At 67.1% G+C, this 13,221-nt stretch carries 12 protein-coding genes; 7 read left to right on the top strand and 5 right to left on the bottom strand.

What is annotated here, in order from left to right:
• The first annotated feature begins 33 nt into the window (after positions 1–33).
• Positions 34–1,398, top strand: a complete 1,365-nt coding sequence (locus ACN8ZM_RS33625; RefSeq protein ID WP_089452741.1) for an MFS transporter — start codon at positions 34–36, stop codon at positions 1,396–1,398.
• A 49-nt stretch (positions 1,399–1,447) separates the two neighbouring features.
• Here the strand turns inward: ACN8ZM_RS33625 and ACN8ZM_RS33620 are convergent, their stop codons facing one another.
• Entirely contained in the window at positions 1,448–2,416 is a 969-nt protein-coding gene (locus tag ACN8ZM_RS33620) for a LysR family transcriptional regulator (RefSeq protein ID WP_043184393.1), read from the bottom strand.
• Between the two features lie 363 nt (positions 2,417–2,779).
• Here ACN8ZM_RS33620 and ACN8ZM_RS33615 point away from each other — a divergent pair, with 363 nt between their 5' ends.
• The 4 genes from ACN8ZM_RS33615 to ACN8ZM_RS33600 all read left to right on the top strand — a co-directional run bounded on the left by ACN8ZM_RS33615 (position 2,780) and on the right by ACN8ZM_RS33600 (position 7,135).
• Positions 2,780–3,955, top strand: coding sequence for an HPP family protein (locus tag ACN8ZM_RS33615; protein WP_043184390.1), 1,176 nt, complete (start codon positions 2,780–2,782; stop codon positions 3,953–3,955).
• Between the two features lie 141 nt (positions 3,956–4,096).
• Positions 4,097–4,510 (top strand): MarR family winged helix-turn-helix transcriptional regulator, encoded by a 414-nt coding sequence (locus ACN8ZM_RS33610; protein WP_043184389.1) that lies wholly within the window; start codon positions 4,097–4,099, stop codon positions 4,508–4,510.
• 20 nt (positions 4,511–4,530) lie between these two features.
• Positions 4,531–6,318 (top strand): chloride channel protein, encoded by a 1,788-nt coding sequence (locus ACN8ZM_RS33605; RefSeq protein ID WP_043184387.1) that lies wholly within the window; start codon positions 4,531–4,533, stop codon positions 6,316–6,318.
• Positions 6,319–6,799: 481 nt separating this feature from the next.
• Complete coding sequence (locus tag ACN8ZM_RS33600) at positions 6,800–7,135, top strand: hypothetical protein (RefSeq protein ID WP_063763464.1); 336 nt, start codon at positions 6,800–6,802, stop codon at positions 7,133–7,135.
• Between the two features lie 96 nt (positions 7,136–7,231).
• On the opposite strand, the gene ACN8ZM_RS33595 is transcribed toward ACN8ZM_RS33600, so the two are convergent.
• Both ACN8ZM_RS33595 and ACN8ZM_RS33590 read right to left on the bottom strand, forming a co-directional pair.
• Positions 7,232–7,552 carry a pyrimidine/purine nucleoside phosphorylase gene (locus ACN8ZM_RS33595; protein ID WP_006478890.1) on the bottom strand — a complete coding sequence of 107 codons (321 nt, stop codon included), beginning with the start codon at positions 7,550–7,552 and terminating at the stop codon, positions 7,232–7,234.
• A 207-nt stretch (positions 7,553–7,759) separates the two neighbouring features.
• The gene (locus ACN8ZM_RS33590) at positions 7,760–8,662 is read right to left on the bottom strand and encodes a LysR substrate-binding domain-containing protein (RefSeq protein WP_043184386.1); all 903 of its coding nucleotides are present in this window, start codon (positions 8,660–8,662) and stop codon (positions 7,760–7,762) included.
• A 182-nt stretch (positions 8,663–8,844) separates the two neighbouring features.
• On the opposite strand from ACN8ZM_RS33590, the gene ACN8ZM_RS33585 reads away from it, so the two are divergent.
• Together ACN8ZM_RS33585 and ACN8ZM_RS33580 are read left to right on the top strand one after the other, a co-directional pair.
• On the top strand, positions 8,845–10,029 hold the full coding sequence (locus tag ACN8ZM_RS33585; protein WP_043184384.1) for a M20 aminoacylase family protein: 1,185 nt from the start codon (positions 8,845–8,847) through the stop codon (positions 10,027–10,029).
• A gap of 44 nt (positions 10,030–10,073) precedes the next feature.
• The gene (locus ACN8ZM_RS33580) at positions 10,074–11,393 is read left to right on the top strand and encodes an MFS transporter (protein WP_420213154.1); all 1,320 of its coding nucleotides are present in this window, start codon (positions 10,074–10,076) and stop codon (positions 11,391–11,393) included.
• 87 nt (positions 11,394–11,480) lie between these two features.
• On the opposite strand, the gene ACN8ZM_RS33575 is transcribed toward ACN8ZM_RS33580, so the two are convergent.
• On the bottom strand, positions 11,481–12,587 hold the full coding sequence (locus ACN8ZM_RS33575; RefSeq protein WP_011354901.1) for a porin: 1,107 nt from the start codon (positions 12,585–12,587) through the stop codon (positions 11,481–11,483).
• Between the two features lie 63 nt (positions 12,588–12,650).
• The gene (locus ACN8ZM_RS33570) at positions 12,651–13,070 is read right to left on the bottom strand and encodes a DoxX family protein (protein WP_043184379.1); all 420 of its coding nucleotides are present in this window, start codon (positions 13,068–13,070) and stop codon (positions 12,651–12,653) included.
• Between the last annotated feature and the right edge of the window lie 151 nt (positions 13,071–13,221).

The following is a 13,221-nucleotide window of genomic DNA, read 5'->3' as shown; positions in this document are numbered from 1 at the left end:
ATGCCTCCGCACGACGGAGGCCAGGAGACACGCATGCCCAATCGATCCAGCGGCGCTGCTCTCGCCGCATCACCCGCCGCCTCACGCACGATCGGCCGCGTCCGCTATACGGTCCTCGCGCTGATTTTCGCGGTCACCGTCATCAACTATGCGGATCGCGCGACGATGTCGATCGCCGGCACCGGCGTCGCGCACGACCTCGGGCTGACGCCCGTGCAGCTCGGCATCGTCTTTTCCGCATTCGCATGGGCCTATGCGATCGGCCAGATTCCGGGCGGCTGGCTGCTCGACCGCTTCGGCGCACGGCGCGTGTACGGCCTGAGCCTGCTGCTGTGGTCGGTCTTCACGATGCTGCAGGGGACGGTCGGCTGGCTCGCCGTGCAGGGGGCGGCCGCCACGCTCGCGCTGTTCGTGATGCGCTTCATGCTCGGCCTCGTCGAATCGCCGGCGTTCCCGGCCAACTCGAGAATCGTCGCGTGCTGGTTCCCGACCGCCGAACGCGGCACGGCGTCGGCCCTGTTCAATTCCGCGCAGTACATGGCCGTCGTGCTGTTCACGCCCGCGATGGCCTGGCTCACGCATGCGCTCGGCTGGGAACACGTGTTCCTGTGGATGGGGCTGCTCGGCATCGCGCTCGCGGCGCTGTGGTTCGCGTGGTATCGCGAGCCGCACGGCCACCCGCGTGTGAGCGACGCGGAGCGCGACTACCTGCGCGCACACGGCGCACTCGTCGATCTCGAAGCGAACCGGGTGCGCCATCGGCCGCGCGTGTCGTGGCACGACGTGTCGCAACTGTTTCGCCATCGGAACCTGTGGGCGATCTACATCGGCCAGTACTGCATCACGGCACTCACCTACTTCTTCATCACGTGGTTTCCGATCTACCTGATCAAGGGGCGCGGGATGACGATCATGGAAGCCGGCTGGGTCGCCGCGCTGCCGGCGCTCTGCGGCTTCACGGGCGGCGTGCTCGGCGGCGTGCTGTCGGACTGGCTGATCCGGCGCGGCATGCATCCGTCGAAGGCGCGCAAGACGCCGTTCGTCGCGGGGATGGCGATGGCGACGCTGCTCGTGCTCGCGAACGGCGCGTCGTCGAACGCGATCGTGATCGCACTGATGACCGTCGCGTTCTTCGGCAAGGGGCTCGCGGCAGTCGGCTGGGCCGTGCTCGCCGACACCGCGCCGGAAGGCATGGTCGGCCTGAGCGGCGGTGTGTTCAACGGCCTCGGCAACATCGCCGGGATCGTCACGCCGCTCGTGATCGGCTACTTCGTCGCCAGCACGGGCTCGTTTGCCGGCGCATTATGGTTCGTCGCCGCGCACGGGTTGCTCGGCATCGCCGCCTACGCGTGGCTCGCGGGACGCTTCGAGCGGATCCGCATCGCGCCGCGCGCCTGAACAGCACCACGGCCCGTGCGGTTCGCGCGACGCGCGCCCGCGCGGATCGTCAGGCGCGCTTGCGGCCGCCCGGCGTCTGTTCGGTCGTCAGCCGGTCGAGTTCGCGCAGGTCGTTCTCCAGCGCGGGCGTGAGCGTCGTGCGCAGGTGATCGAGGAACGTGCGGATCTTCGCGTCGAGATAGCGGCGCGTCGCGTAGACCGCGTACACGCTCACCGTCTGCAGCCGATACTCGGGCAGCACGCGGATCAGCCGCCCTTCGCGGATGTCGTCGAGCACCGTATACAGCGCGACGCACGCGATCCCGCGCCCGGCGCGCACCGCGACGCACAGCGCGTCCGGCACGTTGACCTGGAACGGCGCGGGCTGCAGCTCGTAGACGGCCTCCTCGCCATCGCTACGCTCGAGCCGCCATTCGCTGGCCGGCGAGGCGGGCGTATCGAGGCGCAGGCACACGTGGTTCGGCAATTCGTCGGGCGACTGCGGCGTGCCGTGGCGCGCCAGGTATTCGCGCGATGCGACGAGCACGCTGCAGCTCGTGCCGCAGGTCTGCGCGACATAGCCCGAATCGGGCAGCTGCGACGCCGTCACGATCGACACGTCGTAGCCCTCCTCGACGAGATTCGGCATCCGCTGGGCGAGCGTCAGCTCGACCGACACGTCGGGGTTGTCCTCCTGGTAGCGCACGATCGACGACACGACATGACTCTGCCCGAGCCCCGTCATCGCATGGATGCGCATCTTGCCGCTCGGCCGCAGCAGGGCGTTGCGCGCCTCCGCGTTCGCGTAGTCGATTTCCGCGAGGATCGATTTCGCGCGCTCGAAGTAGCGTTCGCCGCTTTCGGTAAGGCCGAGGTGGCGCGTCGTGCGATGCAGCAGCCGCGTCTGTACGTGCGCTTCGAGGTTCGATACCGCGCGCGAGACCTGCGCGGTGGTCGCGTCGATTTCCTTTGCGACCGCAGTAAAACTGCCGGCTTCGACAACGCGCACGAACAGGCGCATGTTTTCGAGCATGTCCATTGAATTGGCTTGGGGAGAGTCAGTGGGGAGGCGTCGGCAGCGCTCGCGTCAGGTGAAAAACGGAACGCAGCCGCGAACCACGTCAATTCGATCACCGTGCCGGGGGAAAGGCGGGAGAGCGGGCATCGCGTACGTGGTTCTGGCATGACGGGGGATTCAGTGGCCCGAATTGTACGCCGCTGCAGACAAATTTGCGCGTTTGTCCGGCCTGCAAACTTTCATCGGATGAAAGCTTTTTGCAAGACATGTCCGTCGCGCGTATGCAACGGCTTGATGCGGTGCGACAATTTGTATCACAACGCGATATAATTCGCCGCTTGTCGCTGCGCGCATCCGCGCTGTCATCTTTACCGCTTACCGTCCATGTCGTCAGGCTCCCCTTCGTCGCGCCGCACGTTGCGGCAATGGCTGCACAGCTTCATTCCCCATCCGATGTCGCTGGGCTGGCGTGAACGCCTGCGCTCGTGCACGGGCGCGCTCGTCGGCATCGCGACGGTCGGCGTGACGATGCGGCTGCTGCCCGGCGTGCCGGGCCTCGTGCCGCTGCTCGTCGCGCCGATGGGGGCGTCGGCCGTGCTGCTGTTCGCGGTGCCGGCGAGCCCGCTCGCGCAGCCGTGGTCGATCATCGGCGGCAATCTCGTCGCGGCCACGGTCGGTGTCGCATGCGCACAATGGATCGCCGATCCGATCACGGCCGCCGCGGTCGCGATCGCGTGCGCGATCGGCGGCATGTTCGTGCTGCGCTGCGTGCACCCGCCGTCGGGCGCCGTTGCGCTCACGGCCGTGGTCGGCGGCCCGGCGATCCATTCGCTCGGGTTCAGCTTCGTGCTGGAACCGATCGCGCTGCAATCGGCCATCCTGCTGTCCGCCGCGCTTGCCTATCACGCGCTGACCGGGCACCGCTATCCGCACGGCGGCGTGCGTCCCGACGCGAAACCGCAGGCAGGCGGCGCCGCACCGGCGCGCGGCGGCTTCACGCGCGGCGACCTCGACGCGGTGCTGAAGCGCCGCGGCGAATGGCTCGACGTCGATCCGGACGATCTCGAAGCGCTGCTGCGCGAAACCGAGATGCAGGCCTATACGCGCACGTTCGGCCAGCTCTCGTGCGCCGACCTGATGACGAAGAATGCCATCGAAGTCGCGCCATCGACGTCGGTCACGGCCGCGCTCACGCTGCTCGACCGCCACCGCGTGAAGGCGCTGCCCGTCGTCGACGGCGAAGGCCGCCTGACCGGCATCGTCACGCGCGCCGACCTCACGCGCCAGTTGCGCCGTCCGACCCCGCTGTGGCAACGCCTGTCCGCTCGGCTTCCGCAATCGTTCGGCGGCCAGCCGGCGAGCGTCGCCACCGTGATGACGCGCGACGTCGCGTGCGTGCCGGAAACGATGCCGATCACGGCACTCGTCCCGCTGTTTACGCATTCGGGGCACCACCACATTCCGGTCGTCGATGCATCGCGCCGGCTCGTCGGGATCATTACGCAGACGGATCTCGTCACGGGCCTGTATCGGCAGACGCAAATACGCGAGGCCGCGTAACGCACGCGGCGCACGCGGCGCACGTAACGCCATGTAACAGCCTGAGACACGCGGAATGCATTCATTCCGCCTGAATTCGGCCATTTATATCATGTTGTGATATATTTCACGCTACCGAAACTGACCGTCCGACCGACCTCGATGAACGATACCCGACGCGCGCTGGCGAAAAGCGATTTCCAGCAACTGTCCGAGTTCCGCTACCAGATGCGCCGCTTCGAGCGCTTCTCCGAACGCGCCGCGCAAAGCGAAGGCGTGACGCCGCTGCAATACCTGCTGCTGCTGCACATCAAGGGCTACCCGCATCGCGAATGGGCGACCATCGGCGAACTCGCGGAACGCCTGCAGGCGCAGCATCACGGCGTCGTCGCGCTGGTCACGCGCTGCGAAGCGCTCGGCCTCGTGAAGCGCAAGACGAGCGAAGCGGACCGCCGCCAGGTCGAGGTCCATCTCGAGCAAGCCGGCGAAACGCTGCTCGCCCGCCTCGCGGCCATGCATCGCGCCGAGCTGAAGTCGCTCAAGGACGCGTTCCAGGTTCCCCAGATCGATTACTGACCCCTGCTCTTTCCACTCCGATGAACGCACCACACAAACGCGATTTCGCGACCAACGACCGCCTGCCCAGGATCGCGTTGCTTGCCGCCGGGATCGGCCTGCTCAGCACGCTGGCCGCATTCGTGCTGCTGAGCCTGATCCACCTGTTCACGAACCTGTTCTTCTTCCAGCAATTCTCGTTCGTCGACCGCTCGCCCGCGCACAACACGCTCGGCGCGTGGGTGATCGTCGTGCCGGTGATCGGCGGCCTGATCGTCGGGCTGATGGCGCGCTTCGGTTCGGAAAAGATCCGCGGCCACGGCATTCCCGAAGCGATCGAGGCGATCCTGTTCGGCAAGAGCCGCATGTCGCCGAAGGTCGCGATCCTGAAGCCGCTGTCGTCCGGCGTCGTGATCGGCAGCGGCGGCCCGTTCGGCGCCGAAGGCCCGATCATCATGACGGGCGGCGCACTCGGCTCGCTGATCGCACAGTGCGTGCACGTGACCGCCGCCGAGCGCAAGACGCTGCTCGTCGCCGGTGCGGCCGCCGGCATGACGGCCGTGTTCGGCACACCGGTCGCCGCCGTGCTGCTCGCGGTCGAACTGCTGCTGTTCGAATGGCGTCCGCGCAGTTTCCTGCCGGTCGCGCTCGCCTGCGCGGTGGCCGGTTTCGCCCGCGCCGTGTTCTTCGGCGTCGATCCGCTGTTTCCGCTGACCACGGCCGCGCCGACGCCCGTCGCGCTGCTGTCGTGCATCGTCGCGGGCCTGCTGTCGGGCATGCTCGCGTGCGGCCTGTCGGCTGCGCTGTATCGCGTCGAGGACACCTTCGCGAAGCTGCCGGTGCACTGGATGTGGTGGCCCGCGCTCGGCGCGATCGTGATCGGCATCGGCGGCTGGCTCGAGCCGCGCGCGCTCGGCGTCGGCTACGACGTGATCGGCGACCTGCTTCATCAGCACATCGCATTGAAGATCGCGCTCGCGCTGCTGATCGTGAAGGCCGTGATGTGGGTGATCGCGCTCGGCTCGGGCACGTCGGGCGGTGTACTCGCCCCGCTGCTGATGCTCGGCGCCGGGCTCGGCACGGTGCTGTCGCCGATGCTGCCGGGCGGCGACCCGGCGCTGTGGCCGCTCGTGTGCATGGCCGCGACGCTCGGCGCGACGCTCGGTGCGCCGCTGACCGCGATCGTGTTCGCGTTCGGCCTCACGCACGACGCCAACGCGCTGCTGCCGCTGCTCGCGGCAACACTCGTCGCGCACGGTTTCGCGACCATCGTGATGAAGCGCTCGATCATGACGGAGAAGATCGCGCGCCGCGGCTATCACATCTATCGCGAGTACGGCGTCGATCCGCTCGAGCGGCATGACATCGGCGAAGTGATGACGTCGGCCGACCTGCTCGTCGCGATCGACGGCGCAGCGACGCTCGCGACCGTCGAGTCGCAGTACTTCGGCGCGAAGCAGTCGCACCGTGCGTACCCGGTCGTGCAGAACGGCCGCCTGCTCGGTCTCGTCGATCGCGCGACGCTCGACGCGCAGCGCGCACAGGCCACGGCCGACACGCCGATCTCGGGCGCGTTCGTCAACCGCGCGCCTGCCGTCGCTCAGGCGCACGAAACCTGCCGCGTCGTCGCGTCGCGGCTCGCAATGCTCGGACTCGAGCGCCTGCCTGTCGTTGCCGACGAGCAATCGATGCGCATCACCGGCATCGTGTCGCGCAGCGACCTGATCAAGCCCGCGCTCCAGCACTTCGACGACGAACAGAAGCGCGAGCGCTTCCGCCCCGTCGTCCCGGCCAACCTGCGCGACATCGGCACGCGCAAGGCCGGCTGATCCACTGCGCTGCGCGGCACCCTCGCCGCGCACGACCCGCTCGCGTCACCTCTTCCGTACGATGCGGCACGCCCTTCGCGTGCCGCATCGCATTTCGCCGCTTCCCGTGTTTAAAGTTGGTTAACAATTCGACGGACGAAAGTTTGTCATCATGGTGCTCATGCGACGGGGCCATCAATCAGCCATTCCACTTCGCGATCAAATAAAGAGTCGCGGCACGGCATGCAGACACATGCCGCACGCCGCGGCCGTCACATCACCACACGACCGGGCAGCGCGCCGACCACGCAGCGCATGACGTCGTGCCGCACACGATGCATGCCGTGCCGCAGCAAAGTACACAGCACCGGAGCCGCCATTTGGCAAGCGCGTTAACAACTTGTTTCGGAATCGCCGGAACCGTGCTCGCCTGATGCGATCTCACTTGTACGCAGTACTGCTGCGCATCCCACTCAATCAATCACGACTCGAGGGAGATAACGTGAACGCGAAATACTTACCGCTCATCGCATTGACCGTGGCATTTTCTGCTCATGCAGCCGATTCTGCCCTGCAGAACGTGGGACAAAGCCAAAAATCCGCCGACGAAGTGGCGCAGTGCATCGCCAAGACCTGGGCCGACAAGTCGCAACAACAGGTGACGTCGCAGTATGAACTGGCGAATGGCCTCGCAATGGCCGTTTATGCGCCGGGCCAGCAGCCGCCGAACGGCGCTGCCGCCATCGTGCGCCCGGCCAACGCCGCAGGCGCGAAGACCTGGGTCGGTTTCCGCGGCGGCAATGCGGCTTCCGCCGGCGATATCAACGCCTGCCTGTAAGCAGAGAACAGGCGCGCCGGAGGGCCCTGGCGCCCTCCACTTGCGACAAGCCCCGCTTCGGCGGGGCTTTTCTTTTGCTGCGCGAGTACGGGCGTGTTACAGGTAGCTGCAGACGTAATCGAGCGTCTCGAGCACTTCGATGTCGAAGCGGCTCTTGCCCGGCACCGAGAACGATTCGCCGGCACCGTAGGTCTGCCATTCGCTGCTGCCGTCGAGCTTCACGCGGCACTTGCCGGCCTGCACTTCCATCAATTCGGGCGCATCGGTGCCGAAGTTGAGCGCGCACGGCAGGATCACGCCGAGCGTCTTGCGCGTGCCGTCCGGGAAGAGCACGGTATGCGACACGCACTTGCCGTCGAAATAGACGTTCGCGCGCTTGACGACCGATACGTTGTCGAATTGGGTTGCACTGGTCATGAAATGCCTCTGATTGCTGGATGCCGGATGGCGATGTTGTTGGAGGCCGGCCGGAGCGGCGGGCCGGCCGCTATGATACCGGCTCGCGCGGCCTGCGCCGGAATGGCGTCCGCTGCGCAAGCCACGTGCCCGCCAGACGACGGCAACGCCACGCACCCAATCGTCAGGATACCGATGCAATGACTGCTGCCGCCCCTGGGTTCCGCTTCACCGCAGCCCCTTGCGCCGCGCGGAGTCCCGCAGGCAGTCGAGCAGCATCGTCGCGGCCGGCGTGAGCGGGCTGTCGCGACGCGTGATGACCTGCACCGAGACGCCCGGCAAGCGCTCGCGAATCGGCAGCACCGCGAGCTGGTCGCGCGCCCACTCGCCCTGTAGCAGTTGCTCTGGCATCGACGCGATCAGGTCGCAACCGGTCATCAGGCTGTGCGCGAGCCCGAAGCTCGGACATTCGACGACCCGCGCCGGCACCGGCAGACCGTAGGCGACGAACGAATTGAACAGCACCTGCGTCGAGCTTTCCGGCGACGGGTTCATCAGCCAGTCGGCCTCGACGAGATCGGCGAGCGAGGTGGCCGACGCGAGCGGATGCCCCTTGCGGGCGACGATCAGCGACCGGCTCGCATAGAGTTCCGCGTGATCGAATTCGGCGGCCAGCAGCTCGGGCACGACGACGGCCACCGCGAAATCGAGCGAGCCGTCGTGCAGGCGCGGCAGCGCAACGCCCGGAAACCCTTCGACCAGGTTGACGCGCGCCACCGGAAAGCGGCGCCGGAACGCGCGAAACGCGTCGGGCAGGATCGTCACCGCAGCGGCCGGCGTGATCGCCGCCGCGACGGAGCCCGTCATCGCGCCCTGCGCCTGTTCGATGTCGTCGCGGGCGCGCTGCATTTCGGCGACGATCAGCCGCGCGCGCACCTGCAACTGCTGGCCGAACGCGGTGAGCTGCACGCCGCGCGCGGTGCGCACGACGAGCGACACGCCGAGCGCGATCTCCAGCTCCTTGACCGCCTTCGTCAGCGCCGCCGGCGACACGTTCAGACGCCGCGCGGCCGCACGAATGCTGCCCTCTTCCGCGACGGTGACGAACGCTTTCAACTGATGGTATTTCATGGCGGCAACGCGTGATCCGTGGAAACCCTGTGCTGCGCGGCACATACCGGCTCAGGGTATTCCCGAGCGGCAACCGGTGGTGAGCACCAAAGCAATTTATCAGCTTCTGGTGGCCAAAAGAAATTTATATGCTTGCTCGTCATATGTGCGTCAAACGCCCCACCTGCCCCACAGGAGACACCATGTTGCAAGCCGTGAACCCCGTCATCCCCGGCATCGCCGCGATCGCACCCGAGCTGGTCGAGGTGCGCCGCCGCATCCACGCTCACCCCGAACTCGCATTTGAGGAAACGCTCACGAGCGATCTCGTCGCCGAGCTGCTCACCGGCTGGGGTTATGAAGTGCATCGCGGCATCGGCAAGACGGGCGTGGTCGGCGTGCTGCGCGAAGGGCAAGGCACGCGCACGGTCGGGCTGCGCGCCGACATGGACGCACTGCCGCTCGCGGAGGCCACCGGCCTGCCGTACACGAGCCGCCATGCGAACAAGATGCATGCGTGCGGCCACGACGGCCACACCGCGATGCTGCTGTGCGCGGCGCGCCACCTCGCGGCCACGCGCCAGTTCTCCGGCACGCTGAACCTGATCTTCCAGCCGGCCGAGGAAAACTTCGGCGGCGCGAAGGCGATGATGGACGACGGCCTGTTCGACCGCTTCCCGTGCGACGCGATCTTCGCGATCCACAACATGCCGGGCCGCGCGGCCGGCGACATGGCCTTCCGCACCGGCGCCGCGATGGCGTCGGCCGACCGCGTGACGATCACGTTGCGCGGCGTCGGCGGCCACGGCGCGATGCCGCATTTCGCGCGCGATCCGATGTCGGCCGCGGGCAGCATCATGGTCGCGCTGCAGACGATCGTCGCGCGCGAGGTCGATGCGCAGCATGCGGCCGTGATCACCGTCGGCAGCGTGCAGGCCGGCGAGACGTTCAACATCATTCCCGAAACCGTCACGATGAAGCTGTCGGTGCGCGCGCTGAACGCCGACGTGCGCGCGCTGCTCGCGCGCCGCATCGAGGCGCTCGCGAAAGGCCAGGCGGAAAGCTTCGGCGTCACGGCGGAAGTCGACTACGACTACGGCTACCCGGTGCTCGTCAATCACGCGGAGCCGACCGCGTTCGCGGCCGATATCGCGCGCCAGATGCTCGGCGCCGAGCGCGTCGAAACCGACGCCGCGCCGTTGATGGGCAGCGAGGATTTCGCGTTCATGCTCGAAGCGCGCCCCGGCTGCTACGCATTCATCGGCAACGGGATCGGCAGCAAGGGCGGCTGCATGGTGCACAACCCCGGCTACGACTTCAACGACGACATCCTCGCGATCGGCGCGAGCTACTGGGTTCGCATCGCCGAAGCCTGGCTCGCGGCCTGACCGCCCTTCATCCCATCGTTCCGCGTCAACCGGGGAAGCCCCACATGGAAACGTCCGCCCTTTCGTTCGCCGGCACGCCGGCCGATGCACGCGCCGCCGCGAAGAAACGCCGGCTGATCGCGGCCGCCGCCGTCGGCAACGCGCTCGAGTTCTACGACTTCACGGTCTACAGCTTCTTCGCAATCCTGATCGGCAAGCTGTTCTTTCCCGTGCATTCGTCGTTCGGGCAATTGATGCTGGCGGTCGCCAGCTTCGGCGTCGGCTTCGTCACACGCCCGCTCGGCGGGCTCGTGATCGGCATGTATGCCGACCGCGCCGGCCGCAAGAAGGCGATGATCCTCACGCTGCTGCTGATGGCGCTCGGCACCGCGACGATCGCGGTCGCGCCGACCTTCGCGCAGATCGGCCTCGCCGCGCCGCTGCTGCTCGTGCTCGCGCGCCTGCTGCAAGGGTTCGCGTCGGGCGGCGAAGTCGGTGCATCGACGACGCTGCTGCTCGAACAGGCGCCGCAGCATCGTCGCGGCTTCTACGCGTCGTTCCAGTTCTCGAGCCAGGGGCTCGCCGCGCTCGCCGGTGCGCTGACCGGCGTCGCGCTGACATCGACGCTGAATGCCGCGCAGCTCGAAAGCTGGGGCTGGCGCGTACCGTTCATCATCGGCACGCTGTTCGTGCCGATCGGCTACTGGCTGCGCAGCACCGTCGAGGAAGTGCCGGCCGCTGCGCCCGCCGCCACGCATGGCGAGCCGGTCGCATCGCTGCCGCTCGCCGCCGTGCTGCGCCATCACGGCAAGGCCGTGTTCGCGGGCCTCGGCGTGACGATCGGCGACACGTCGATCCACTACATCATCGTGTTCTACATGGCGATCTACGGCGTGCAGGTGCTGCACCTGCCGACCTGGCTGTCGATGACGGCCGGCTGCGTCGCCGGCGCGATCCTGATGCTCGTGACGCCGATCGGCGGCCATCTGTCCGACGTCTACGGGCGCAACCGGATCGTCTGGTGGACGCGCATCGTGCTGATGGCCGCGATCTACCCGGCGTTCATCGCGCTGAACCGCTGGCCGGGCGCCGTGTCGCTGCTGTCGATCATCGCCGCACTGTCGATCGTGCACGCGATCAACATCGGCGCGACGGGCGCGATGCTCGGCGAACTGTTCCCGCGTGCGGTGCGCGCCACCGGCGGCGCGCTCGTGTACAGCATCGGTGTCGCGATCTTCGGCGGCTTCGCGCAATTCTTCGTCACGTGGCTGATCGCGGCGACCGGCAATCCGAATGCGCCTGCGTGGTATGCGATCGGGTGTGGTGCGATGACGCTGCTTGCGATTCGTTGCATGGATGAGAAGGCGGGGAAGGCGCTGGACTGACCGGTGGCCGATGCGGCCGCGTGCCGCAAACGAAAAAAGGCACGGGTTCGACTACCCGTGCCTTTTGCGTCTCTGGCGTTGCCCCGCTCAGAACGTATGCATCATCCCGACATACGCCCCCGTCTGCGACTCGCCCGTCATCGGGCTCGTCCCCGACGTCGCGTCACGCGGTGTCGCGAGCAGCGAGAAGTTCGAGTTGCCGCCGTTGCGCACATACGCAACCGTCCCGTACAGGAAGGTGCGCTTCGACAGGTTGTACGTGGTGCCGAGCACGTACATCATCGCGTGCCCCGACGGGTCGTGCGACGCATCGCCGCCGCCATCGCCCACCTTCACGTAGTAACCGCCGCCCGTCACCGCCCATTGCGGGGTCGCCGAATAGGTCGCGCCGAGCCAGTAGTGATCGGCACGATCGGCCACACCGGCCGGGCTGTCCGGTGCCTGGTAGTGCGTATACGCGCCCTGGATCTTGAACTTCGACACCTTCACGTTCGCGCCGACGAAATACTCGCGCGACGCGGTGAAGATGTTGCTGAACTTGCCGTTGTTGTCGCGCAGTTCGTCGTAGATGCCGCGCACGTCGAGCAACGGCGAGTGGTACGAGATCATGATCCCGTCCGAGCGGCCGAAATCGTCGGCCGCGCCGTAGTTGAAACCGCGCGACTGGTTGCCGAACGCGTATTGCGCCTGCACGTCGAAGCCGCCGATCACCGGGCTGTGATACTCGATGTTGTTGCTGGTCTGTTGCCAGTTACGGCCGCGCACGAGCGATGCCGACGAAAACGCCTGCTGCACGAACGGGTCGAATTCCCACACGCCGTCGCTGTCGATGAACAGGTTGCGGCCGGCCTGCAACTGGCCCCACGTGTTGCTCTTCAGCCCGACGTACGCACGCCGCGACCACATGCGGCCACCGCCCGTCTGGCCGTTCATCACCTGGAACGCGGTTTCCAGGTTGAAGACCGTCGACAGCCCGCCGCCGAGATCCTCGATGCCCTTCAGCCCGAACATGCTGGTGCCCCAGTCGCCGCTTTCGGCGCTCCAGCGGGTCCCGCTGCCGCCGTTCGGCTTCGCGATGTGGTTCAGGTATTCGATGCCACCGTCGACGCGGCCGTACAGCGTCACGCTCGTCTGTGCAAAAGCGGCCGCCGGTGTGGCGGCCGCAATCAGCCATGCGAAATGTTTGAGTCGCAAAATGATGCCCCCTCGAAGTCTCGACCGTCCGGCGCGTGCCCCATGCGCGCGCCCCGGGTCCGCTTATCCGCGATCGATCGAAAAACGCCCGGGGCCGGCCGCGCAAAGCGCGAGCAGGCCGCCGGCGATCGCGATGTTCTTGTAGAAATGAATCATGTTGTCGATCTGCTCGCCGCCCGTCATCGTCCAGTAGTGGTGGCCGATGATGCCGGTGCCGATCGTGTAGAGCGCCAGCAGCAGCGCGAGCGCACGTGTCTGGAAGCCGACCAGGATCGCGATCCCGACGACCAGCTCCATCACGACGGAGATCGCGGCGGAGATGATCGGCGCGGGCGCGCCCTCCGAACCCATGAACGCGATGGTGCCATGGAAGTCGATGATCTTCTTCCAGCCGAACATCACGAACAGGATCACGAGCAGGATCCGGGCAAGCAGCAGCAGCACATCGCGCTGAGACGCGAGAAACGGTTGATTCGGTGTCATGGTGTCGATCAACGAAAACGATGCGCGAAGCCGAACAACAGCCCCGGCGCACCGGATTGCGAATGAACCAGGACGGGCGGCCGCCTGCGCCGCCCGCCCCGCTCTGCAACAACCGGCATCGGGCAACGACCCGATGTGCTGTGCTCCTCCT

The organism is Burkholderia aenigmatica (assembly GCF_048627025.1).
In the GTDB taxonomy this organism is placed as follows: Bacteria; Pseudomonadota; Gammaproteobacteria; order Burkholderiales; family Burkholderiaceae; genus Burkholderia; species Burkholderia aenigmatica.
The sequence above is the reverse complement of the archived record's forward strand: the minus strand, read 5'-3'. Positions and strand labels throughout refer to the sequence as shown.